This is a genomic window from Burkholderia catarinensis, assembly GCF_001883705.2.
GTDB classification, from domain to species: Bacteria; Pseudomonadota; Gammaproteobacteria; order Burkholderiales; family Burkholderiaceae; genus Burkholderia; species Burkholderia catarinensis.
In genome coordinates, this window is sequence record NZ_MDEQ02000006.1 from 302,577 (window position 1) to 324,295 (window position 21,719).

Here is a 21,719-nt window from a genome sequence, read left to right on the forward strand (position 1 = left end):
GTGTACGCATCGGCCGACCTCGTTCGTTCCTCCCGCTCCCCTTTCCGCCCTTTCTGCCGGTCCGTTCCGTCCGAACCGGTAAAATGCGCGCCTTCGTCGCGCGGCCGGGCTGCCAGACCGTTCGCGCGCAGGCAATCGATCGTGCCCCCAACTATATCGTCCGAGCTATCCGCGCTATTACAATCCGCCGATAGCCGGGCAATAGTGGCTGGTTACAGTACGCCGGCCGTGCACTGCCTTTACAACAATTCGGCACAACAATCAACACGACAACCCGACCGGAGAAACGCCTTCATGGAATCCATCAAGCGGTATTTCGGCTTCGCTGAAGCTGGCACCGACTTCCGCACCGAAATACTCGCGGGCGTCACCACGTTCCTGACGATGGCATACATCATCTTCGTCAACCCCACGATCCTCGGCGACGCCGGTATGCCGAAGGAATCCGTGTTCGTCGCGACCTGCCTCGTCGCGGCGCTCGCGTCGATCATCATGGGGCTGTACGCGAACTACCCGATCGCGTGCGCGCCCGGCATGGGCCTGAACGCGTATTTCGCGTACACGGTCGTCAAGGGGATGGGCTTCACGTGGCAGGCCGCCCTCGGCGCGGTGTTCATCTCCGGCTGCCTGTTCCTGCTCGTCACGCTGTTCCGCGTGCGCGAGGCGATCGTCAACGGCATTCCGAAATCGCTGCGGATCTCGATCACGGCGGGTATCGGCCTGTTCCTCGGCATCATCTCGCTGAAGACGTCGGGCGTGATCGTCGGCAGCCCGGCCACGCTCGTCACGCTCGGCGACCTGCACAAGCACGACACGATCCTCGCGATCATCGGCTTCTTCACGATCGTCACGCTCGACCACCTGCGCGTGCGCGGCGCGATCCTGATCGGCATCATCGGCGTGACGATCCTGTCGTTCTTCTTCGGCGACAACCAGTTCCACGGCGTGTTCTCCGCGCCGCCGTCGATCGACGCGACGCTGTTCCAGCTCGACATCCGCGCCGCGCTGTCGACCGGCATCATCAACGTGATCCTCGTGTTCTTCCTCGTCGAGCTGTTCGACGCGACGGGCACGCTGATGGGCGTCGCGAACCGTGCGGGCCTGCTCGTCGAAGGCAAGATGAACCGCCTGAACAAGGCGCTGCTCGCCGACAGCACGGCGATCGTCGCGGGCTCGGTGCTCGGCACGTCGTCGACCACCGCGTATATCGAAAGCGCATCGGGCGTGCAGGCCGGCGGCCGCACCGGCGTGACGGCCATCACCGTCGCGGTGCTGTTCCTCGCATGCCTGTTCATCGCGCCGCTCGCCGGCGTCGTGCCGGCCTATGCAACGGCACCCGCGCTGCTGTACGTGTCGTGCCTGATGATGCGCGAGATGGTCGACGTGCCGTGGGACGATGCGACGGAAGCCGTGCCGGCCGCGCTGACCGCGCTGCTGATGCCGTTCACGTACTCGATCGCGAACGGCGTCGCGTTCGGCTTCATCTCGTACGGCGGCCTCAAGCTGCTGACGGGCCAGGCGCGCACGGTCAAGCCGATCGTGTGGGTCATCGCGGCGGTGTTCCTGTTCCGCTTCTTCTATCTCGGCAGCGAGTGACCGAAGCGCGTCGGCGCGATGCACGATGAAAAAAACGCCACCTTCGGGTGGCGTTTTTGTTTGCGCACGGTTTCTTCTGCGATCCTGACGAATCGGCGCGCGCTGTCATGCCGGCACTCGAGCAGCCAGCACGGCCCGCATACGAAAATGCCGCCCGGCCCCGCCGAACGGCATTGCGCGACAGGCAACATCTTCGCGTACGCAGCGTTCAGTCATGCGCGCCGCAAGACGAGCGTCGTTTCGTCAGCTTTCGTCAGCGCAAGTTGGCCTCGTAGAAGCGCACGTAACCGCTGCGCAGCGTCACGCATTGCGCGCGCGTCTCCGACAGCAGGCGCCGTGCGGCCGCCTCGATACGATCGCGGTGCTGGTCGAATGCACCGACCATGTCCTCGAAACGCGGCGATGCCGCGCCGAAGTGATCTTCCAGTGCCTCGGCCGTGATCTGACATTGGACGCGCTCGCCATTGACCAACGCCGTGAACGCAAGCATCAGGTCACGCCCCGAATACTCAGGCTTCTCGTTCGTGAAATGGATCTGCATGGGGAGCCGCCTCGATCGGTAGAAAACGAATGACCGCGTTCGTCGTCCGCTACCGGCCGGACGAAATGTACGCGGGCTCGCCGACGGAGGCACGGCCCGCGGGGATCTGGCGCGGACAATGCATGCCGGTTGCTTTCCACTTTAGACGGTTTCGCGCAGGAGACAAATTTTCCGGCGTGCGTCGTTCCGACGCGCATTTCGTCTGACCTGAACGGCATCCGGCACCATTTCGGAAACCGGCGTCAGTGCGGATCGGTGGGCCAGACGTTGAGCGCGATCGCGGCCGTCGTGACGCCCACCGCAATCGCGGCCGCCCCGTATCGCACCGCATCGGTCAGATCGAACAGCAACCCGTGGATCGCCACGGCAATGCCGCCCAGCATGATGAAGGTGGCGATGGCCGCCAGCACGACTCTCAGTTCCGTCCGAACCATGATGCGTCTCCCGAACGGATGCATGTCGCGTCGCATGCATGTTGCAGTGCGGAACACGGCGCGCGCGTGCTCCATTTCCATCATTGCAGGCGGGCGCTTAAAAGCAAGGGGATTTTGTTCGCAGTCGCGCATCGCACGTGGCGCTTGTATGATGATGCGTACCCGGACGGCCGGCCTTCGTGCATCGATGGTGCGCCGCAAGCGGAGGATGCAATCCGCGGATGGTTTCGGCGCGTGTGGGCGCGCCGGATTGGCCGGTCGAGGAGCATGGGGCCCGCGCAAGCGCTGAAGCGCTGACTGGGACCGACTGCGAAGCATGGGTCCAGAGTAAGCGCTAAAGCACTAACTGGGCCGACCGCGAAGCATGGGACCCGAGTAAGCGCTAAAGCGCTAACTCTGGTCGACCGCGAAGCATGGGGTCCCAGTAAGCGCTGAAGCGCTAACTGGGACCGACAGGAGACAAGTCATGCCGCAACCCTTCGTGCTGCCCGCCACCGCGGGTCGCACCGACCTGCTCGCGCAGGCGCATGCGCGTTCGACCGCGGTCGGCCTGCGCGCGCACGAACGCCCCGATTTCTCGCCGCTGTCGCGCATCGCGCTGCGCGAACTGCTCGACACGAATCAGACGCTGTTCTCGCACGCGCGCCCGGTGATGGAGGACCTCCACGCACAGATCGCCGATACGCAAAGCCTCGTGCTGCTGACCGACGCCGACGGCGTCATCCTGCACAGCATCGGCGACGCGGACTTCATCGAGAAAGCCAATCGCGTCGCACTGTGCACGGGCGTGTCGTGGGCCGAAGGCGCACGCGGCACCAACGCGATCGGCACCGCGCTCGCGTCGGGCCAGGCCGTCGTCGTGCACGGTTCCGAACATTTCCTGCGCGCGAACCACATCCTCACCTGCTCGTGCGCGCCGATCGTCGATCCGTTCGGCCGCACGCTCGGCACGCTCGATGTCAGCGGCGACCCGCGCGGCTCCAGCCCGCATACGCTCGCGCTCGTGCGGATGTCGGCGCAACTGATCGAGAACCACCTGTTCGCGAACCAGTGCGGGGAAGCACTGCGGCTGCGTTTTCACGCGCACGAGGAATGCGTCGATTCGCTGTTCGCGGGACTCGTCGCGTTCGGCCCCGACGGCGGGCTGATCGCCGCGAACCGCAGCGCGCAATTCCAGCTCGGCGCGTCGTTCGACGCACTGCAACACCAAGCCAGCGATGCGCTGTTCGGCATGCGCTTCGGTCAGCTCGCGCAACAGGCCGCCCGCGCGCCTGGCGCCACCTTCCGCCTCACGCTGTCGACCGGCGTGCGCGTACTCGCACGCTGCGAATTCCCGGAAGCGCAGAAGACCACCATCGCCGTCACGCCGCCCGCGCCGGCCGCACGCGTGCGCGCACCGGATCCCGACGCGATCACGTTCGCGACGCTCGACACCGGCGACGCGCGCATGGCCGCCGTGCTCGAACGCGTCGCGAAGATCCGCGGGCGCGACCTGCCGCTGCTGATCCTCGGCCAGACCGGCACCGGCAAGGAATGGCTCGCCCGCGCGCTGCACCAGGCGTCACCGCGCGCGGACGGCCCGTTCGTCGCGGTCAACTGCGCGGCGCTGCCCGATTCGCTGATCGAAGCCGAGCTGTTCGGCTATGAGGACGGCGCGTTCACGGGCGCACGCAAACGCGGCAGCCCGGGCAAGATCGCGCAGGCCGACGGCGGCACGCTGTTTCTCGACGAGATCGGCGACATGCCGCTCGCGCAGCAGGTCAGGCTGATGCGCGTGCTGCAGGAACGCGCGGTGATGCCGCTCGGCGGCGCACGCGCGGTGCCGGTCGACGTGCGCGTGGTCTGCGCGACCCATCGCGACCTGCGCGCGATGATTGCGGAAGGCACGTTCCGCGAAGACCTGTTCTACCGGATCAACGGGCTTGCGGTCACGCTGCCGGCGCTCGCCGCGCGCACCGACCTGCCCGCGCTCGTCGAACGGATTCTCGCGCGTCTCGCGCACAGCGAACCGATGCCGCACCGCATCGCGGCCAACGTGCTCGACGCGTTCGCGCGCCACCGCTGGCCCGGCAACCTGCGACAAATGACCAACGTGCTACGCACGGCCGGCATGCTCGCCGAAGACGAAACCGAAATCGCGCTCGCGCATTTGCCCGACGATTTCTGGCTCGACTGCGACGACGCACCGGCTGCGCCGGCAGCAACCACACCGGCCACGCCGGCCGGCGCGCACGAACGAACGACGCTGCAAAGCCACCAGGCCGCGGTGATCGACGCCGCGCTCGCACGGCATGGCGGCAACGTATCGGCGGCCGCGCGCGAGCTCGGTCTCGCACGCAATACCGTGTACCGGTACCTGCGCCGGCATTGACCCGGCCGGCGCCGGCCGCCGGCGGTTCGGGTATGCTTGGCGCGTTGCCGCCGAACCACCGCCCGCGCCGCCCGCCTCGACCATGACCGATCCGGAACACCCGCCCCTCGTGCGCATCGAGCCGCTCGGCACGACCTTCGATGCGCCCGATTCGCTGACGCTGCTCGAAGCCGCCGCATTCGCGCACGTGTCGCTGCCGCGTTCATGCCGCAACGGCACGTGCCGAAGCTGCCTTTGCCGGATCGTCAGCGGCAGCGTACGCTACACCATCGAATGGCCGGGGCTGAGCCGCGAGGAAAAGGCCGACGGCTATACGCTGCCGTGCGTGGCCGTCGCCACGTCGGACCTCGTGCTCGACGTGCCCGACGCGGTCATGCTCGACTAGACTGAAACTCGGCGCGCGATCGCGTGCCGTCCTGCAACGGTTGATCCTGCCTGGAGAACGTCATGACCCAGCAAACCGATCGCATCGAAAAGCAGACCCAGCTCGCCGCAACACCGGACCGCGTGTGGGAAGCCGTCAGCAATTCCGGGGAATTCGGCACCTGGTTCGGCGTCACGTTCGACGGGCCGTTCGTGGCCGACCAGCCGCTGTTCGGCCGCATCACGCCGACGCGCGTCGACGACGACGTCGCCAAGGCGCAGGAACCCTATGCAGGCACTGTGTTCGAAATCGTCGTCGATCGCGTCGAGCCGAAGCAACTGTTCTCGTTTCGCTGGCATCCGTTCGCGATCGACCCGAATTTCGATTACACGTCCGAGCCGATGACGCTCGTCACGTTCGCGCTCGCCGCACAGGCCGGCGGCACGCTGCTCACGCTCACCGAAACGGGCTTCGACCAGTTGATCGAAGCGCGCCGCGCGAAGGCCCGCGAGATGAACGACCAGGGCTGGACCGCGCAGATGATGCTGATCACGAAATACCTGGCGAAACACGCGTAGCGCGCCGCAATGCCGCACGCCGTGCCGGCGTCGCGACGTGCGTGGCATAATCCGCTCCATCGTCGTCCACACGCCGCCGCGCATCGCATGCTGAGTCGTCGTCTCCGGAAAATCGGCAGTCTGATCGGGATGCTCGCCATCCTGATGACGGCGCTCGCGCCGACGATCTCGCAGGCGCTGACCACCCAAGGGCGCGTCGACGCGCTGCTGGCCGGCTACTGCACGGCCGCGCCGGCCGGCGCCGACCACGCCGCCGATTCGGCGTCGAAAAGCCTACAGGCTCATCTCCACGCATGCGGCTATTGCAGCCTGCTTGCCCATACACCCGCGCTGCCCGCGCCCGAACTGACGTTCGCGGCCAACGTGGGCGTCATCCAGCACCGCGCAGCAACCCGCTTCGACAGCCTGCGCCGCGCGCTGCCACTCACGGCCGCGCAACCGCGCGCCCCTCCGCTCGCGTCCTGAACCGTCGTCATCACGCGTGATGCCGTAGCGCATCGCGTGGTCCGCGCACGCCGCCGGCGTGCGTGACGTGTCACGTTTCGAAGGACGATCATGTCTCACCGTGTTGCGCGCGGCGTCGTGCCGTGCGCGCGGTTGGCCGCTTCCCGTTCGGACTGTCGCGCCGGCATTCGCTCGCATGCGAACGTCCGGCCGCGCACGTTCGCGCCGGCGGCAGCCGGCACCGGTGCCTTTGCGATGCCGCTTGCGCATCCGTCCGTCGAATCCGTCTTTCTCCATCCGATTCGCCACTCAACCAGCCACCCATGAAAACCGCCACTTTCGCTCGCGGCGCACTCGCCGCACTCGGCTTCGCCGTCATCCAGGCCGCCCATGCGCACGCGTTCCCGAAGATGCAAGACCCGGCCGCCAACGCCACGCTCTCGGCCGCGCCGCACGCGGTCACGATCGATTTCAGCGAAGCGCTCGAGCCGGCGTTCAGCTCGATTGCCGTCACCGACAGCCACGGGCAATCGGTCGCCGACGGGAAATCGGCCGTCGACGCCGGCAACCGGAAGCGGATGCACGTCGCGCTCGCCAACCTGACGGCCGGCGCGTACACGGTCGCGTGGATCGCAGCGGCCAGCGACGGCCATCGCACGCAAGGCCGCTACACGTTCACGCTGAAGTAATTCACGCGATACCCCCGCATCCACCCATAAGGAAAACCAACAATGAAACACCCGATTCCGGCCGGCCTGCTCTTCGCGCTGCTGGCGCTGCAAGCTCCCGCCACGTTCGCCGCGCCGGCCGTGCAGGCCAACGCCTGCTGGATCCGCGCGATGCCGGCAACGGTGCCGTCGTCCGGTTACTTCACGCTGAAGAACGACGGCGACGCGCCCGCCACGCTGACCGGCATCGACACACCCGCATACGGGATGGCGATGGTGCATGAAACGCAGACGAATGGCAGCACCGCGAGGATGGTTCATGTCGACTCGGTCGTCGTCCCCGCGCACGGCACGGTGACGTTCAAGCCGAAGAGCTATCACGTGATGCTGGAGCAGCCGCGCCAGGCCGTCGCGCCCGGTGCGAAGGTGCCGTTCCGGCTGCATTTCGCGGACGGCTCGACGGTGTCCGTGACGTGCGACGCCAAGGCGCCGACGTACACCGGCCAGTAACGCCGCCCGCACCACGATCGAAGGAGACGTATATGAAAAACCGCCTGCCGCTGGCCGCCCTGATCGTCCGCTACCGGACGCCGCTGAATCTCGCCGTACTGATCGCCTGCGGGTTATGGGCCGCGTGGATCGCGTGGATGACGCGGCCTGCCGCGATCGATACGCCGCCGTCGATCCCCGCGTACTGCATGCGCGACGCGCGCTGACGCGCCGCGACGGCACGGTTCCGGCGCAAGCCTGCGCCATTTTGGCGTGGCATCATCGATTCATCCCGACCGCCGGAACCGCCTCTCGGAGCGACGCATGTCCATTCAGAGCTGGATACTGTTTGCCGCAGCCTATCTCGCCACGACGCTGTCGCCGGGGCCCAACGTGCTGCTCGTGATCCGCAACACGGTGCGCTACGGCACGCACGGCACGGCCGCGACGATCGCGGGCAACCTCGTCGCGCAGGGCGTGGTCGTGCTGCTCGTCGCGCTCGGCGTCGGCGCGGTGCTGGCCGCGATGCCGCCGCTGTTCGTTGCGATGAAGGTCGTCGGCGCCGCCTACCTGATGTTTCTGGGTGTCCGGCAACTGCGCGGCGACCGGAAGGCCGCCGCCGCGGGCAGCACGGAGGAGATCGTCGTGCCCGGCCGCGTGAAGCTGTTCCGCGAAGCGCTGTTCGTGTCGGGCAGCAATCCGAAGACGATGATTTTCCTGTCGGCGTTCATGCCGCAGTTCGTCGTGCACGACCGCCCGCTCGCGCTGCAGTTCGTCGTGATGTACGCGACGATCGCGTGCACCGTCGTGGTCGTTCACAGCGTCTATTCGGCCGGCGTGCGCCGGTTCCATCGCGGCTTCGCCATGAGCCGCGCGATGCGTGCGCTCAAGCGCGCCAGCGGGCTGCTGTTCGTCGGGCTCGGAATCAGGCTGCTGACTGCGCGGCAGGCGTAAGCAGGCGCGATCCCGTCAGCGCATGCATGCGGCCAGCGCAGCCGTAATCCCGTCGAAAGATGGCCGGGCATCGACGTCCTCGTTCAGGCAGGCCGCCGCAAGCGCATCGAGCGCGCTCCTGCCGGCCCACGCGCGCGGTTCGCATCGCTCGAGCAACTCGCCGAGCAGATAGCCGAACGCCCGCACCTCGAGCCGTTCGAACCTGGCGCCACGCGTGTGATCGTTCACGTCGTAGAGCGACGCCGCACCGAAATCCCCGAGCAGCGCGCAGCCTTGGCCGTCGTGCAGGATGTTGTGCGCATACAGGTCGCCATGCATGATGCCGCGCGCGTGCAGATGGCCGGCAACCGACGCGATGCCATGCGCGATCCGCACCGCTGCCGCCGGCTCGAATCGCGCATCGGCCGCATACACGTCGCGCGTACAGGACGCGAAGCTCGGCGGCCCGGCGAGGTTCGTGAGCGCGGGATCGACCAGTTCCATCACGAGGCCGTGCGTGCCGTCCGGATGCCCGCGCACCTTGCCGATCACCGGGATCACGTTCGGGTGACGGCCGGCGTGCAAGCACGCCGCCATTTCGCAATCGGGCAGGCCGTCGCTCGTCACCGCCCCCTTGAACAGCTTGACCGCGACCGCTCGCGGCACCTGGCCGTCCGCCCGCCACTGCGCGCGGTAGATGACGCCCGATGCGCCTTCGCCGAGCTTCTGGTCACAGGTGAGCGACGTCCAATCGACGTCCGCAACGTCCGGCCCGGCCGACGCCGCGGCCTCCGGCGCCGCACCGAACGGATTGCCGGCCACGGCGAGCCACGCGAGACGCGGCAGGTGCAACAGCCAGTCAGGCAACGCATCGAGCCGGTTCGCCGACAGGCGCACCAGTTCCAGCGCGCGGCAGGCGGCCATTTCCGCCGGCAGCGCACGCAGCCGGTTGCCCGCGAGCATGAGCTTCTGCAAGCGCGAACAATCGCCGATGTCGGCGGGCAACGCGTCGATTTCGTTGTCGGTGAGGATCAGCCAGCGCAGCGCGCGCGGCAGCGAACCGCGCGGCACCGTGCGGATCCGGTTCGCCTTGAAGCCGATCATGTCGAGCTGCGCACACGTACCGAGGACTTCGGGGAACGCGGTGAAGCGGTTGCCGGACGCGAACAGGATGCGCAGGCGATGCAGCCGCGGCAGGTCGTCCGGCAGCGCGGACAGCGCATTGCCGGTCAGGTCGAGCACTTCGAGCGTGTCCGCCAGATCGAAGATCTCGCGCGGGAATTCGGTCAACCCGCATGCGAGCTTGAGTTGCCGTGCGCCCGACAGTTGTCCGGCCTGCAGTTGTTCGAGGGTGTTTGTCACGGGGAGAAAGCGGGTTGCGGTTGCGATGATCGTCGGACCGATCGGATGAATTCTACCGGGATCGCTTCCGCACGCACCGCAATCGTGTCACATCCCCTTCACAAACGCGCAATGTGACGCTAGAATTGCGCCCCTGCAGTGCCGACGTGGTGAAATTGGTAGACACGCTATCTTGAGGGGGTAGTGGCGAAAGCTGTGCGAGTTCGAGTCTCGCCGTCGGCACCACATGCGATTCCATCGTGCGCAACACACGCGCAGCCATTTCAGGGTCGTGCATGACCCTGGCGACGTCAATTGGTCGACGATTCTTCCGCGAACTTGTCGAACACGTCCTGCACCAGTGAATTGATCCTGCGCATCGTGACCGACTGGGTTCTGCCTGCGAGCACGACGATCCCGAAACGGGCCGAACCGGCCAGCGGCGGATCGAGCGGCACCGGGTGCAGCCGTCCCGCCCGGACCGCTTCATCGAAGACCGGAAGGCTGCCGAGAATGACGACGTCGCTCACGGCGGCCGCCGCTTCCAGTTCGCCAAAATCGTCGCTCTGAAGCTTGATGCGATCCGTAATCGAAAATCCGAGATGCTGATGAAGATCGTCGAGCGCGTACTTCGACAGGTGCGTGCAGCCGATCGGGTATTTCAGCAACGCTTCCGGCGACACGCACGCCATGCCGCCGAGCGGATGTGCGCGACCGCAAAAGAATGCGGCCCGCCATCGCGGCAGCGGCGTGATTTCGATTTCCGGCTGCTGCGTGAGCGACGCGATATCGCCGACGAACATGTCGATGCGCTCCGCCAACAACATGCCGAGCAGATCCGCGGTATTGCCTCGCTTGAGTACCACGCGCACGTCGGGCGCATTGACGGCCCCGAACGTCAGAATGGGTTGTCTGAGCAAAGCGGCCGGTGTCGCGCCCAAACCGATGCAAAGATCGCCGAACTCCCCGCGCTCGAGCAGCGCGAGATCGCGCCTGAGTTCCCGCACCTCGAAATCGATCCGACGCGCCCGCTCGACGAATACCTTGCCGTACGGCGTCAGCGCGATGCGTTGCGCGCTGCGGTCGAACAATGGAAAACCGAACTCCGATTCAATCGACTGGATGCTGCGGGACAACGCGGATTGACTCAGATGGACCTCCGCGCACGCGCGGCTGAAGGTCTGGTACTCAGCGAGCGCGAGGACGTGTTGCAGTTTGCGAAGATTCATGGGAAACCACGGCAGGAAACCAGGCATTCGAGGGCAGCGACCCCGCCCGCATGCGGCAAGTATATTCGCACCCTCCACCTGCTCGGTGCAATCGCGGCAACCGGGCGAGTGCGACTATACGCCCGATCGACCGCCCGTTGCCGGCCGTCATTCCGCGAGCAGCGCCCGCATCAGAACTTGTGGTGGATGCCGACGCTCACCCCGACCTGACTCTTGCCGGGCTGGCCCACACTGGAAAAGCTGTTGACGCCGAACGCGCTCTCGCCGGAGTTCCAGACCGTGCCGACATGGGCATACAGAAACGTTGTCTTCGACAGCAGATACTCGGCCCCGCCGACGAAAAGCGTCGGGTGTTCCGGCGCGTTCTGGAAATCGTAACGGCCGCCCAGCACGTACCATTGAATCGTCGGCGTCGCGAAGCCCTTCGCGCCGCCCCAGTAAACCGTGCCGCGCGGCGTCAACTGGAGGTCGCCCAGCACGCGGGTGACGCCTGCGGAAAGGGTCACGCCGCCGACCGTATAACGGAGCGCCGCGCTGTAACGCTCATCGGCCCGCCCGGACGCATCGACACCGCCGGCGCTCGCACCTCGACTCTGCTCGTACAGCACGCGAGCGACAAGCGCTCCGCGGACATATTCGAGCGCCGCACCGATGTAACGACCGGCCAGCCTGTTGCCGGGCAGTTGCTGGCCGAAACCATACTCGGCCTCGACATTGAATCCGTAAAACGGCTCCGACTGGAACTTCACCGCATTGTTCAACCTCAGCGTCGCGAGCGGGATCAGGTTCAGCGACAGCGTTGAATCGTTCGCGAAATACGTCGGATCGTAGAGCACCGTCTTGTCGAACTGTACGCTGTACTGACGCCCGAACGTCAGCCGGCCATAGGGCGATCGAAACCCGACGCTCGACAGCCGGTTGAACAACGTCCCCGGCGTCACGAACGTACCCTTGCCGAGGTCGAACCCGTTTTCAAGCTGAAAGATCGCACCATAGCCGCCACCGAGATCCTCGTCGCCCTTGAACCCGAAGCGGGAAGGCAAGAATGCACTGCCCAACATGCCGAGCGACGATTTCCCGTCTCGTCCGACGTTGGTCAGGCTCTGCATGCCGATATCCAGAATGCCGTACATGACCACTGAACTCTGCGCGCGAGCGTTACCCGTGCCCGTTGCGCACGCAATGATCAGCGCGGCAGCAGCCAGTCCCCTCATTGATTTTCCCTGATTCATGTCGTTCCATCACTTGATTAGGATTTCGCTCAGATCCGGTGTCGATCCTGCGGACTGATTCGTCTGCTCCAGGCTTCGTCGTCGCGCATGATTCGATCCATTCCAATTAATTCGTATAACGAATCATAAAGAGAATGAATACACCGTCGAATCCAACGACCCGCGCGAAATCCAGAGCACTTGACGGACCACCGTTTCGCGTAGCGCCCGCGCCCTCGTCGGCATTTCATGCGCAGGCGAATGCGCGGCACACGCGCGAACGGCCACATGCGGCTTCAATACCGCGACGCATCGTAAGCAGCTAAAAAATCACAATCCAATGAGATTCTTGTCGTCGGGCGATGCAGGATTTGCATGCCCTCGGGCGGCGGCGCACGAGATGCGCAGGCCAGGTGTGTTTCAGTCTCAACCGGAAAATTTCACCTTCGGACGTCGCCGGTCATGTCGCCGCGACCGACGCGATCTTCAGCGTCAAAAAAAAACGCGTATCGGTCGTCTGACTGACACGCGCTCAAGGAGACACGGCTCTGTTGAAAATGGTGAAAAACACCCGGTTCGACTTCGGGCTACGGCGAAGCACGGCGACCTGAAGAGGCATTCGGCGTGGCCGCTGCCGCTGGACCGTTCCGCGGAATCCCGGTCGCGCGGCGTATCGATTCGTACCGAGCGCGGCACGTCCGCGCACCGCATTTCATCGTCGCGGATCCGGACGCGCCGGCTGCTCGTTCATTGGGCGATACGGTGAACGAGCGGGTCGATCCACCGACCCGCTATCCACACGTACGCCCCCGTCGCGATCGCGCAGAACCAGTAAAGCCCGACGCCGACGACAATCCCGATCGTCATGGGCGAATCGACGGAGAAAGGTCGCGTCAGCACGCCCGGCGCGAACGCGACGGTCAGGATGAACGTAAAGTAGACGCCCAGCACGAGCAGGCTCATGCCGATGCTCAAGCGGGCGCGACGCCGAATCAGGCGGGTGACATCCGGTGCAGGCGCGTCGGCGCGTGCGTTGGCATCGGCGCCGCTCGCCATGGCTGCCGGGTGATTGACGTTCGACATGGTTGCTCCTGTGTTCAGTGAGTTTGGGCGACACTGATGCCGACGCCGGTCGCGCTGCGGAACATCTGCGCATCGAATCGCGCACGCTCCGCCGCCGCGCGAGCGGATGAATCGGTGATCGACGCGAGCCACGCAACGCCGAACGCCAGCGTCATCGAGAACAAGGTCGGATTCGCGTACGGAAAGAGCGCGGCATCGTGCTTCAGAATGCCCACCCAGATCGTCGGCCCGGTAACGAGGAGCCCGACCGAGGACACCAGCCCGACCATCCCGCCGGCCAGTACGCCGCGCGTCGTCAGCCCGCGCCAGAACATCGACAGCATCAGGATCGGGAAGTTGGTGCTCGCCGAAACGGAGAACGCGAGTCCGACCAGGAAGCTGATGTTGAGGTTCTGCACGAGATGCGACAGCAACAACGCGGCCGCCACCAGCACGAACGTCGCCCAGCGGGACACCGTCAGTTCGCGCGCCGGATCTGCGTGCCCCCTGCAGACGATTCGCTTGTACAGATCGTGCCCGACCACCGACGCGCCCGAGATCGTCAGCCCCGCGACCACCGCCAGGATCGTGGCGAACGCCACCGCGGACATGATGCCGAGAAAGACGTCGCCGCCAATGTAATGGCTCAGATGCATCGCCGCCATGTTCCCGCCACCGATCAGCGTGTGCGTCGCCGGGTCCAGAAACGCCGGATTGCCGAGCACGAACACGATCGCACCTGCACCGATCACGACGACCGCGGTATAGAACCACGCGATGATCCCGGTTGCATAGAATGCCGATTGCCGGGCCGCGGCACCGTCGCGCACGGTGAACAGGCGGCTCAGAATATGCGGCAGGCCCACCATGCCGAAGATCAGCGACATGCCGAGCGAAATCGCGTCGACGGGGTTCGTGACGAGCCGGCTCGGCGCCAGCACGGCCGTGCCGGCCGGATGGGACTGCACCACCGCGCCAATCAGCCGGTTCGCACTGAAGCCGGTCGCCTGCAGCACCTTGAACGACAAATACGTACCGATCGCGACCATCAGCACCGCTTTCACGATCTGCACCCACGTCGTGGCCAGCATGCCGCCGATCAGCACATAGACCAGCACCAGGGCGCCGACCGCCAGCATCGCGACCCCGTAAGGCACGCCGAACAACAACTGGATCAGTTTGCCGGCGCCGACCAACTGGATGACGAGATAGAACAGCACGATCACCAGTGAATTCACCGCGGCCATGCTCCGTACCGGACGCTCTTCAAGACGGAATGCGACGACGTCGGCGAGCGTGAAGCGGCCGAGATTGCGCAACGGTTCCGCGACGAGAAACAACAGGATCGGCCAGCCGATCAGCGTGCCGACGCCATAAATGATCGAGTCGTAGCCGGAGCCGGCCATCATGCCGACCGCACCGAGGAACGACGAAGCAGACATGTAGTCGCCGGCGAGCGCGAAGCCGTTCTGCAACGGCGTGACACCACCGCCGGCCGTATAGAACTGCGACACCGAGCGGTTGCGACGCGATGCCCAGTACGTGATGCCGAGCGTCAACGCAACGAAGCTCAAGAACGGCACAAGCGTATACCAGCTTGCGACGCCCCGTGTCGGCGCACCGGCTGCGGCATGCGCGGCCGGCGCGAACACGGTGCACGCGCCTGCCGACAGGACGGCCATCGTCCGCCAGGCGCGGAACGTTGCGTGTCCCATGATGTTCTCCTCCAGTTTTTTTAAGAATGTTCCGGCCGCGCGACGTCGATTCGGCCGCGCGAGCGATGCATCAGACGCCGAGACGACGCCGCACGACTTCGTCGAAAATCGCGACGCCGATCGGCGCCACGTCATCGTTGAAATCGTATTCGGGGTGATGGCACATCGGGCCGCCCTGCCCGAGGAAGAAGTAACAACCGGGCCGCGCCTCGAGAAAGCGCGCGACGTCGTCGCCGGCCATCAACGGCGCCACGTCGGTCAGCACGTTCGCGGCGCCGACCACCGCGCCCGCTGCGGCCATGACGCACCGCGCCGGGGCCTCGGCGTTGATCGTCGGCGGCGTGCCGTGCGAAATGTCGAGATCGATCGTGCAACCGTGCGACAGCGCAACGCCGTCGCAGATCTCGCGCAAGCGCCGATGCACGCGTTCACGCGCCATCGGGGACAACGCACGTGTGGTGCCTTGCAGCGACGCGCGATCGGGAATGACGTTCGCCGTCGCACCTGAAACGAACTGGCAGATACTCAGGACCGCACTGTCGAGCGGGTCGATCGAGCGGCTGACGACGGTCTGCAATGCCGTGACGAGCAACGCGCCGATGGCGATCGGATCGACGCTGCGATGCGGCGTCCCGCCATGGCTGCCGGTGCCGCGAATTTCGATCGAGAAGAAATCCACCGCGGCCAGTTGCGACCCGACGCGCACGCCGATTTTTCCCGGTTGAAGCTGCGGATGATTGTGCAACCCGTAGATTTCGTCGAACGGGAAACGCTCGAGCAACTGGTCGTCGAGCATCGCCTGGCTGCCCTTGACGATTTCTTCGGCCGGCTGGAATACCAGCACGACGCGTCCCTTGAACTGGCGATGGTCGGCCAGCAACTTCGCCGCGCCGAGCAGGATCGCGGTGTGTCCGTCGTGACCGCAACCATGAAACAGTCCGTGATGGACCGAGCGATAAAACGGCCTGCCCTCTTCCTGGATCGGCAGCGCGTCCATGTCCGCGCGCAGCGCAAGCGTGGGGCCGGGCCCGCCTTTGCCATCGATCACGCCCACCACGCCGGTGCGGCCGATTCCGGTATGCGTGTCGATGCCGAACGAGCGCAACAATTCCGCGACGAACGCGGCCGTGCCGGTTTCCTGAAACGCGATTTCCGGGCGACTGTGAATCTGTCGGCGCCACGCTTTCATGTCCTCGGACAGTGCGGCGACAGGTGAACTGATCTGCATCGAGCGATTCCTCGTAGTGCTGACGCGCGGCGAGCGCGGCATCGGAAACGAACCCTTCGAACAAGGTTCAACATTCGCCCGATTCTAGAAATCGCAAAATGTGCAGTCCAATGCAAAGTTTCGGCATTTCCTATGCAGAGACCGCATAGGCCAGCGGCGGCGCACGAGACCGGCTTCGCCCCCTGGATCGCCGCTTCGGCGCATGCCGCGCTCACAGCACCGGCAACACCGCCCGGATATGCTCGGCAAACGCCGCGGTCAGATGCGACGGCCGCTTGCGATCGAACCTGAGCGTGATGCCCACGGCCGGCAACGCCGGCAACCGCGGATCGCCATTGACGATCGCCAGATCGGCCGGCACCGCCGTCTGCGTCATCACCGCGAACGCCTGCCCCGAGCGCACCAGCGCGATCAGACCCGCGAGGCTGCTGCTCGCATACGCGACGCGATAATCGCGGCCCGCGCGATGCAACGCATCGCAGGCCGCGATGTGATCGAGCGTATCGGGATCGGAAAGCGCGAGCGGCAACGGATCGAACTGCGCGGCATCGAGGCCGGGATAACCGATCCAGACCAGTTGCTCGCGGCGGATGACGTCGTCGTTCGAACCGTCGTCCGGCAGCGAAATCATCGCGAGATCAACCGCCCGCTTGTCGAGATGCTCGAGCAGCCGCGGCGTCGGCCCGCAGACGATTTCGACGATCGCCTGCGGATGCTGGCTCGAGAACTGCCGCAGCAGCGACGGCAGAAACACGGCGGCGTAATCGTCCGGGCACCCGAACCGGATCGTCCCCGACAGCCCCGTGCCGCACAGGTCGGCCATCGCCTCGTCGTGCAGCCGCAGGATGCGCTGCGCGTGCACGAGCAGCCGCTCGCCCGGGTGCGTCAGCACCACGCCGCGCCCGGTACGCTGGAACAGCGGCTGGTCGACGGCCTCCTCGAGCCGCTTCATCTGCTGGCTGAGCGCGGACTGGGTCCGGCCGACGCGCGCGGCCGCGCGGCTGAGCGCGCGCACCTCGGCGATCACGACGAACGAACGCAGCAGGTCGATTTCAAGCGAAAGCCCCAAGGTATTAGCTCCTTTTCTATCTTGCATAAGAACTATTCGTTTCCATCAAACCAGACGCGCGCCTAGACTGCAAGCGATCCCTGCCCCCTTGCCCGGAGATGCCCGATGTCCCTGAACGACGACGCAACCTTCTGGCGCAACGCCAGGCAGCACCTGGTCCGCTACGGCGGCACGTTCGAGCCGATGATCATCGAGCGCGCGAAAGGCAGCTTCGTCTATGACGCGGACGGCCGCGCGATCCTCGATTTCACGTCGGGGCAGATGAGCGCGGTACTCGGCCACAGTCATCCGGAGATCGTCTCCGTGATCAGCGAATACGCGGGCAAGCTCGACCACCTGTTCAGCGGGATGCTGTCGCGGCCGGTGGTCGATCTCGCGACGCGCCTCGCCGACATCACGCCCGATGGGCTCGACCGCGCGCTCTTGCTCAGCACCGGCGCGGAATCGAACGAGGCGGCGATCCGGATGGCGAAGCTCGTCACCGGCAAATACGAGATCGTCGGCTTCGCGCAGTCGTGGCACGGAATGACGGGCGCGGCCGCGTCGGCCACGTACAGCGCCGGCCGCAAGGGCGTCGGCCCGGCCTCCGTCGGCTCGTTCGCGATTCCGGCGCCGTTCACGTACCGGCCGCGCTTCGAGCGCGACGGCGCATACGACACTCTCGCCGAACTCGACTACGCGTTCGACCTGATCGATCGCCAGTCGAGCGGCAACCTCGCCGCGTTCATCGCGGAGCCGATCCTCAGTTCAGGCGGGATCATCGAGCTGCCGGAAGGCTATATGGCGGCGCTCAAGCGCAAGTGCGAGGAACGCGGGATGCTGCTGATCCTCGACGAGGCGCAGACGGGTGTCGGCCGCACCGGTACGATGTTCGCGTGCCAGCGCGACGGCGTGACGCCCGACATCCTGACGCTGTCGAAGACGCTCGGCGCCGGGCTGCCGCTTGCGGCCATCGTCACGTCCGCGGAAATCGAGGAGCGCGCGCACGCGCTCGGCTACCTGTTCTATACGACGCACGTGTCTGACCCGCTGCCGGCGGCCGTCGGCCTGCGCGTGCTGGACGTCGTACAGCGCGACGGGCTCGTCGCGCGCGCCAACGTCATGGGCGACCGGCTCAGGCGCGGCCTGCTCGACCTGATGGAACGATTCGACTGCATCGGCGACGTGCGCGGGCGCGGGCTGCTGCTCGGCGTCGAGATCGTCAAGGATCGCCGGACGAAGGAACCGGCGGACGGGCTCGGCGCGAAGATCACGCGCGAGTGCATGAATCTCGGGCTCAGCATGAACATCGTGCAGTTGCCCGGCATGGGCGGCGTGTTCCGGATCGCGCCGCCGCTGACCGTCAGCGAAGCGGAAATCGATCTCGGGTTGTCGTTGCTCGAGCAGGCGATCCGCCGCGCGCTGTAACGGAACGCCAGGCGCAACGCCGCACGCAAACAGCGCACGGCAAGATTCGAGCAGGACCAGGCGTGCCGCGCCGCGCGCCTCGAAACCTAGTCAAGCCTCCCGGCCCGAAACACGCTGCGCAATTCGTCATGGTTGTGTACGTTGAGCCGGCGATAGATCTTGCGAACATGATCGACGACCGTGCTGTCGCGCAGCGCGAAGTCACGCGCGATCTCGCTGTGCGAGCGGCCCAGCACGAGCTGCTCACAGAGTTCGCGTTGTCTCTCGGTCAGGCCGAACGCGAAACCGAGTCGTTCGACCATCAGCTTGAGCGGCGGAAAGTGTTCGATATAGATCACGATCGCGGCATCGCGTTGCAACGCGACCTCGTCGGTACATCGATAGGCCTTGAAGCGGAAACGCCCCGCATGGTTGCGACGCTCGAGCGTCGCGGGTGGCGCCGGGTAGCCGAGCCAGATCCGGTTGATGTTCGACCGCAGCGGCGCGAGCCAGTCCGGCAAGCGTTCGTGATGGTAGAACGCGAGCGGCTCGCCGGTCGCGAGCGACAGCATCCGGATGCTGTCTGTGTTGTGCAGCAGGAGCCGGCCATCGTCGTCGACCACCATGACCGCGGACTGGCTGCATTCCGATTCGTGAAGCGTTGGCTTCACGGGCCGCGACAGCGCATGGGCAAGATGCCGTGCCACGGGTTCGATGTCGCGATGGTTCTTTTCCGAGAACGGACGACAGCCTGATGCGCGCGACAGCAGCAGGCTGCCCCAGCCGCGCGTGCCGTCCGTCGCGGTCAGCTCGAGACAGTGGCGCATCGACATCGGCCGCCACAGGTCCGCATACATCTCGCTCGACAGCAATGCATCGTCGTAGTGCGCGCTGTTGTCGAAACCGCGCCCGCGGCGCATCGCATCGGGAAACGAGATGCCCAGCACCTCCTGACAGGAAGTGTTGTGGATGTTCGCGAAATACGCCGGCAATAACGTGTAGACCACATCGTTTTCGCTGCACACGTCCGACACTGCGTAGTGCTCGTCGGCATAGAGGAACATGCCCCAATCGGCACCAACGATGTGCCGGGTCGCCTCAATCACATGAGGAATGACGAGGTGAGGCTCGACGGCAAGCGAACAGAGCCGACGAATATGACTCGCAAGCGCGACGTGTTTGTCAGACATGAATGCGCTCCTCGAACATGCACCGGATTCGCGCGCGGGCCGGGGCGAGACGCTCGACTTCACACGTTCCGCGATGTCTGTCGAGTTTAGCCATCCCACATGACAAAGACGGCAATTGCCCCCTTTCAATAGGGCGTTAAACCGGCATGTGGGCTCTATCATTCCGCCATTCCGGCTGCATTTGCGTGACGAACCCACTGCTGCGTTCGGCATGCGGGATTTGTCCGGCGCGATGCAATTGCGGCGGAATGACCCGATTCGCGATGCGCGAGTAAAACGCGCACAAGACGACTCGACACGCGCGACAGAACCATGGCGAGAATCTGCGCATGCCGATGCGTCAGTCGTCGGAAAACCTTGGGAATTGCCGGGGGAGGATCGACGTTACGCGTGCGGGCGTCGACAGGCGCAGGCCTGTCGACCACGGATGCCGGCACGTCGCGCGTCACGATGCAGGTGAGCGCGCCGAAAGCAGCCGTATGCACGCGGAGTGTCGACATACGCGGACGATACGGAATCCGCGTCATTGTTGTTGCATCGCTTTTTCATGTGAGGTGCCACGATGAAGAGCATGTACAAGGCGGCACTGGCCGTCATTTGTGTGTTGGGTGCGTCGGGTCTCGCCCGGGCTCAGGACGATGGCGCCGCGGCAGCGTCGAGCAAGCCGTCCGACTCGGCGATCAGCACGACGTCGATGGGCAGCATGCCCAGCGCCGGTTCGCAGGCGGGTGGGCCGACCGGGCTCACGCGCGCGCAAGTCAAGGAGGAATACTTGCGTATGCAGAAGTCGGGGGAACTCCAGCGTCTCAACGAGCTGTATGGCGGCGGCCAGTAGCAGTGGGGGTCCGGCTCGGCATGGTCGCCCGTGTATCGGGTGGAGTCGCGATGGCGCGACCATGCACGGCCGACGGATAGACGGCGAGCAGAAGCGCTCCCGGCGTTCTTTCATGCCGAGCGCGACATGCTGAAAAGCACGGACCGCATCCGTCCGTGATACATGCACGGACGTGCAGGCCGGCGGCATCCTGCATCACTCGCGCAAACAAGCCTGCTTGATCCGGTCGTTGGCAAGCAGATTCGCGCCCAGGTCGGCGAGCCTCAGCCTGCTTCGGCCGCCCATGCTTCGGCATCGGCGCCGGCCGGGATGCGCAGCGGGCACGACGGATCGGTCGCCGCGCGCCACACGGCTTCGGCGACGTCCCGCGCATGCGTGATCGGCGCGGATTCGTCGCGTATGCGCGCAAAGGCCGCCGCGGCAAATTCCGCATAAGCTTCGTGCTCGAAGCCGTGCATGTACGCTCGCGCGTTGTCGGCGAAACGCGTGTCGGGCGCGCGGCCCGGCAGCACGAGGCGCGCACGCACGCCGAACGGTTCGAGTTCGAGCGCCATCGATTCGGTGTACGCATTGACCGCCGCCTTGCTGGCGCGATAGGCGCCGAGCAGCGGCAGCGCCTTCAGCGTGACGCTCGACGTGACGTTCACGACCACGCCGGCCCCGCGCTGGCGAAACTGCGGCAGCACCGCTTGCGTGACCGCCATCGTGCCGATCGTGTTGGTCTCGAACAGCGCGCGCACCGTGTCGAGCGGCGCCAGTTCGGCCGGTGCGGCCGCGCCGAAACCCGCATTGTTGACGAGTACGTCGATCGGGCCGGCGGCGTCGATCGCCGCCCGGATGCTGTCGGGGTTCGTGACATCGAGCGCCAGCACGCGCAGGTGCTCCGACGGCGGCAGGACGTCCTCGCGCGGCGTGCGCATCGTCGCGACGACCTGCCAGTCGCGGGCCAGGAAATGGCGGGCGATCTCGAGGCCGAAGCCGGACGAACAGCCAGTGATCAATACGGTCTTCATGCGAACTCCTGTGAGTGTGTTG

22 protein-coding genes and 1 tRNA gene are annotated in these 21,719 nt (G+C 65.7%); 12 read left to right on the forward strand and 11 right to left on the reverse strand.

Going from position 1 to position 21,719, the window contains the following annotated elements:
• Nucleotides 1–294: 294 nt before the first annotated feature.
• On the forward strand, nt 295–1,596 hold the full coding sequence (locus BFF94_RS12395) for an NCS2 family permease (RefSeq protein ID WP_128850405.1): 1,302 nt from the start codon (nt 295–297) through the stop codon (nt 1,594–1,596).
• Nucleotides 1,597–1,849: 253 nt separating this feature from the next.
• Here BFF94_RS12395 and BFF94_RS12400 read toward each other — a convergent pair whose 3' ends face one another.
• Together BFF94_RS12400 and BFF94_RS12405 are read right to left on the reverse strand one after the other, a co-directional pair.
• A complete protein-coding gene (locus BFF94_RS12400) occupies nt 1,850–2,137 on the reverse strand; it encodes a DUF1488 family protein (RefSeq protein ID WP_128850399.1) in 288 nt (95 codons plus the stop codon).
• A 242-nt stretch (nt 2,138–2,379) separates the two neighbouring features.
• Entirely contained in the window at nt 2,380–2,655 is a 276-nt protein-coding gene (locus BFF94_RS12405) for a DUF2964 domain-containing protein (RefSeq protein ID WP_308286047.1), read from the reverse strand.
• 382 nt (nt 2,656–3,037) lie between these two features.
• On the opposite strand from BFF94_RS12405, the gene BFF94_RS12410 reads away from it, so the two are divergent.
• The 8 genes from BFF94_RS12410 (at nt 3,038) to BFF94_RS12445 (ending at nt 8,439) form a co-directional block, all read left to right on the forward strand.
• The gene (locus tag BFF94_RS12410) at nt 3,038–4,942 is read left to right on the forward strand and encodes a sigma-54-dependent Fis family transcriptional regulator (RefSeq protein WP_219139394.1); all 1,905 of its coding nucleotides are present in this window, start codon (nt 3,038–3,040) and stop codon (nt 4,940–4,942) included.
• 82 nt (nt 4,943–5,024) lie between these two features.
• Complete coding sequence (locus tag BFF94_RS12415; protein WP_128850396.1) at nt 5,025–5,327, forward strand: 2Fe-2S iron-sulfur cluster-binding protein; 303 nt, start codon at nt 5,025–5,027, stop codon at nt 5,325–5,327.
• A gap of 62 nt (nt 5,328–5,389) precedes the next feature.
• Nucleotides 5,390–5,884 (forward strand): SRPBCC family protein, encoded by a 495-nt coding sequence (locus BFF94_RS12420; RefSeq protein ID WP_128850393.1) that lies wholly within the window; start codon nt 5,390–5,392, stop codon nt 5,882–5,884.
• Nucleotides 5,885–5,971: 87 nt separating this feature from the next.
• Nucleotides 5,972–6,349: a DUF2946 domain-containing protein gene (locus BFF94_RS12425; protein ID WP_128850390.1), complete on the forward strand. Its 378-nt coding sequence runs from the start codon at nt 5,972–5,974 to the stop codon at nt 6,347–6,349.
• 302 nt (nt 6,350–6,651) lie between these two features.
• Nucleotides 6,652–7,017, forward strand: a complete 366-nt coding sequence (locus tag BFF94_RS12430; protein ID WP_128850386.1) for a copper resistance CopC family protein — start codon at nt 6,652–6,654, stop codon at nt 7,015–7,017.
• A 42-nt stretch (nt 7,018–7,059) separates the two neighbouring features.
• Nucleotides 7,060–7,506 (forward strand): copper chaperone PCu(A)C, encoded by a 447-nt coding sequence (locus BFF94_RS12435; protein WP_128850383.1) that lies wholly within the window; start codon nt 7,060–7,062, stop codon nt 7,504–7,506.
• Nucleotides 7,507–7,538: 32 nt separating this feature from the next.
• Entirely contained in the window at nt 7,539–7,712 is a 174-nt protein-coding gene (locus tag BFF94_RS12440) for a hypothetical protein (RefSeq protein ID WP_164497772.1), read from the forward strand.
• Between the two features lie 97 nt (nt 7,713–7,809).
• Nucleotides 7,810–8,439, forward strand: a complete 630-nt coding sequence (locus BFF94_RS12445) for a LysE family translocator (RefSeq protein ID WP_128850381.1) — start codon at nt 7,810–7,812, stop codon at nt 8,437–8,439.
• 15 nt (nt 8,440–8,454) lie between these two features.
• Here BFF94_RS12445 and BFF94_RS12450 read toward each other — a convergent pair whose 3' ends face one another.
• Nucleotides 8,455–9,780 (reverse strand): leucine-rich repeat-containing protein kinase family protein, encoded by a 1,326-nt coding sequence (locus tag BFF94_RS12450; protein ID WP_128850378.1) that lies wholly within the window; start codon nt 9,778–9,780, stop codon nt 8,455–8,457.
• 140 nt (nt 9,781–9,920) lie between these two features.
• Here BFF94_RS12450 and BFF94_RS12455 point away from each other — a divergent pair.
• Nucleotides 9,921–10,005, forward strand: a tRNA-Leu gene (locus tag BFF94_RS12455).
• Nucleotides 10,006–10,070: 65 nt separating this feature from the next.
• Here the strand turns inward: BFF94_RS12455 and BFF94_RS12460 are convergent.
• The 6 genes from BFF94_RS12460 to BFF94_RS12485 all read right to left on the reverse strand — a co-directional run bounded on the left by BFF94_RS12460 (nt 10,071) and on the right by BFF94_RS12485 (nt 17,300).
• Complete coding sequence (locus BFF94_RS12460; protein ID WP_128850376.1) at nt 10,071–11,015, reverse strand: LysR family transcriptional regulator; 945 nt, start codon at nt 11,013–11,015, stop codon at nt 10,071–10,073.
• Nucleotides 11,016–11,158: 143 nt separating this feature from the next.
• Nucleotides 11,159–12,220 (reverse strand): porin, encoded by a 1,062-nt coding sequence (locus tag BFF94_RS12465; protein WP_128850373.1) that lies wholly within the window; start codon nt 12,218–12,220, stop codon nt 11,159–11,161.
• A gap of 726 nt (nt 12,221–12,946) precedes the next feature.
• On the reverse strand, nt 12,947–13,282 hold the full coding sequence (locus tag BFF94_RS12470; protein WP_201260479.1) for a DUF485 domain-containing protein: 336 nt from the start codon (nt 13,280–13,282) through the stop codon (nt 12,947–12,949).
• Between the two features lie 14 nt (nt 13,283–13,296).
• Nucleotides 13,297–14,976, reverse strand: a complete 1,680-nt coding sequence (locus BFF94_RS12475) for a sodium:solute symporter family transporter (protein WP_372454189.1) — start codon at nt 14,974–14,976, stop codon at nt 13,297–13,299.
• 70 nt (nt 14,977–15,046) lie between these two features.
• On the reverse strand, nt 15,047–16,204 hold the full coding sequence (locus BFF94_RS12480) for a M20 aminoacylase family protein (protein WP_128850371.1): 1,158 nt from the start codon (nt 16,202–16,204) through the stop codon (nt 15,047–15,049).
• Nucleotides 16,205–16,415: 211 nt separating this feature from the next.
• A complete protein-coding gene (locus BFF94_RS12485) occupies nt 16,416–17,300 on the reverse strand; it encodes a LysR family transcriptional regulator (RefSeq protein ID WP_201260478.1) in 885 nt (294 codons plus the stop codon).
• Between the two features lie 78 nt (nt 17,301–17,378).
• Between BFF94_RS12485 and BFF94_RS12490 the strand changes: the two genes are divergently transcribed.
• Nucleotides 17,379–18,680 carry an aspartate aminotransferase family protein gene (locus tag BFF94_RS12490; RefSeq protein ID WP_128850365.1) on the forward strand — a complete coding sequence of 434 codons (1,302 nt, stop codon included), beginning with the start codon at nt 17,379–17,381 and terminating at the stop codon, nt 18,678–18,680.
• Between the two features lie 86 nt (nt 18,681–18,766).
• Here the strand turns inward: BFF94_RS12490 and BFF94_RS12495 are convergent, their stop codons facing one another.
• Complete coding sequence (locus BFF94_RS12495; protein WP_246637286.1) at nt 18,767–20,062, reverse strand: helix-turn-helix transcriptional regulator; 1,296 nt, start codon at nt 20,060–20,062, stop codon at nt 18,767–18,769.
• A 349-nt stretch (nt 20,063–20,411) separates the two neighbouring features.
• Between BFF94_RS12495 and BFF94_RS12500 the strand changes: the two genes are divergently transcribed.
• Nucleotides 20,412–20,684 carry a DUF4148 domain-containing protein gene (locus BFF94_RS12500; RefSeq protein WP_128850362.1) on the forward strand — a complete coding sequence of 91 codons (273 nt, stop codon included), beginning with the start codon at nt 20,412–20,414 and terminating at the stop codon, nt 20,682–20,684.
• A gap of 263 nt (nt 20,685–20,947) precedes the next feature.
• On the opposite strand, the gene BFF94_RS12505 is transcribed toward BFF94_RS12500, so the two are convergent.
• On the reverse strand, nt 20,948–21,697 hold the full coding sequence (locus BFF94_RS12505; RefSeq protein ID WP_128850360.1) for an SDR family NAD(P)-dependent oxidoreductase: 750 nt from the start codon (nt 21,695–21,697) through the stop codon (nt 20,948–20,950).
• Nucleotides 21,698–21,719 lie beyond the last annotated feature (22 nt).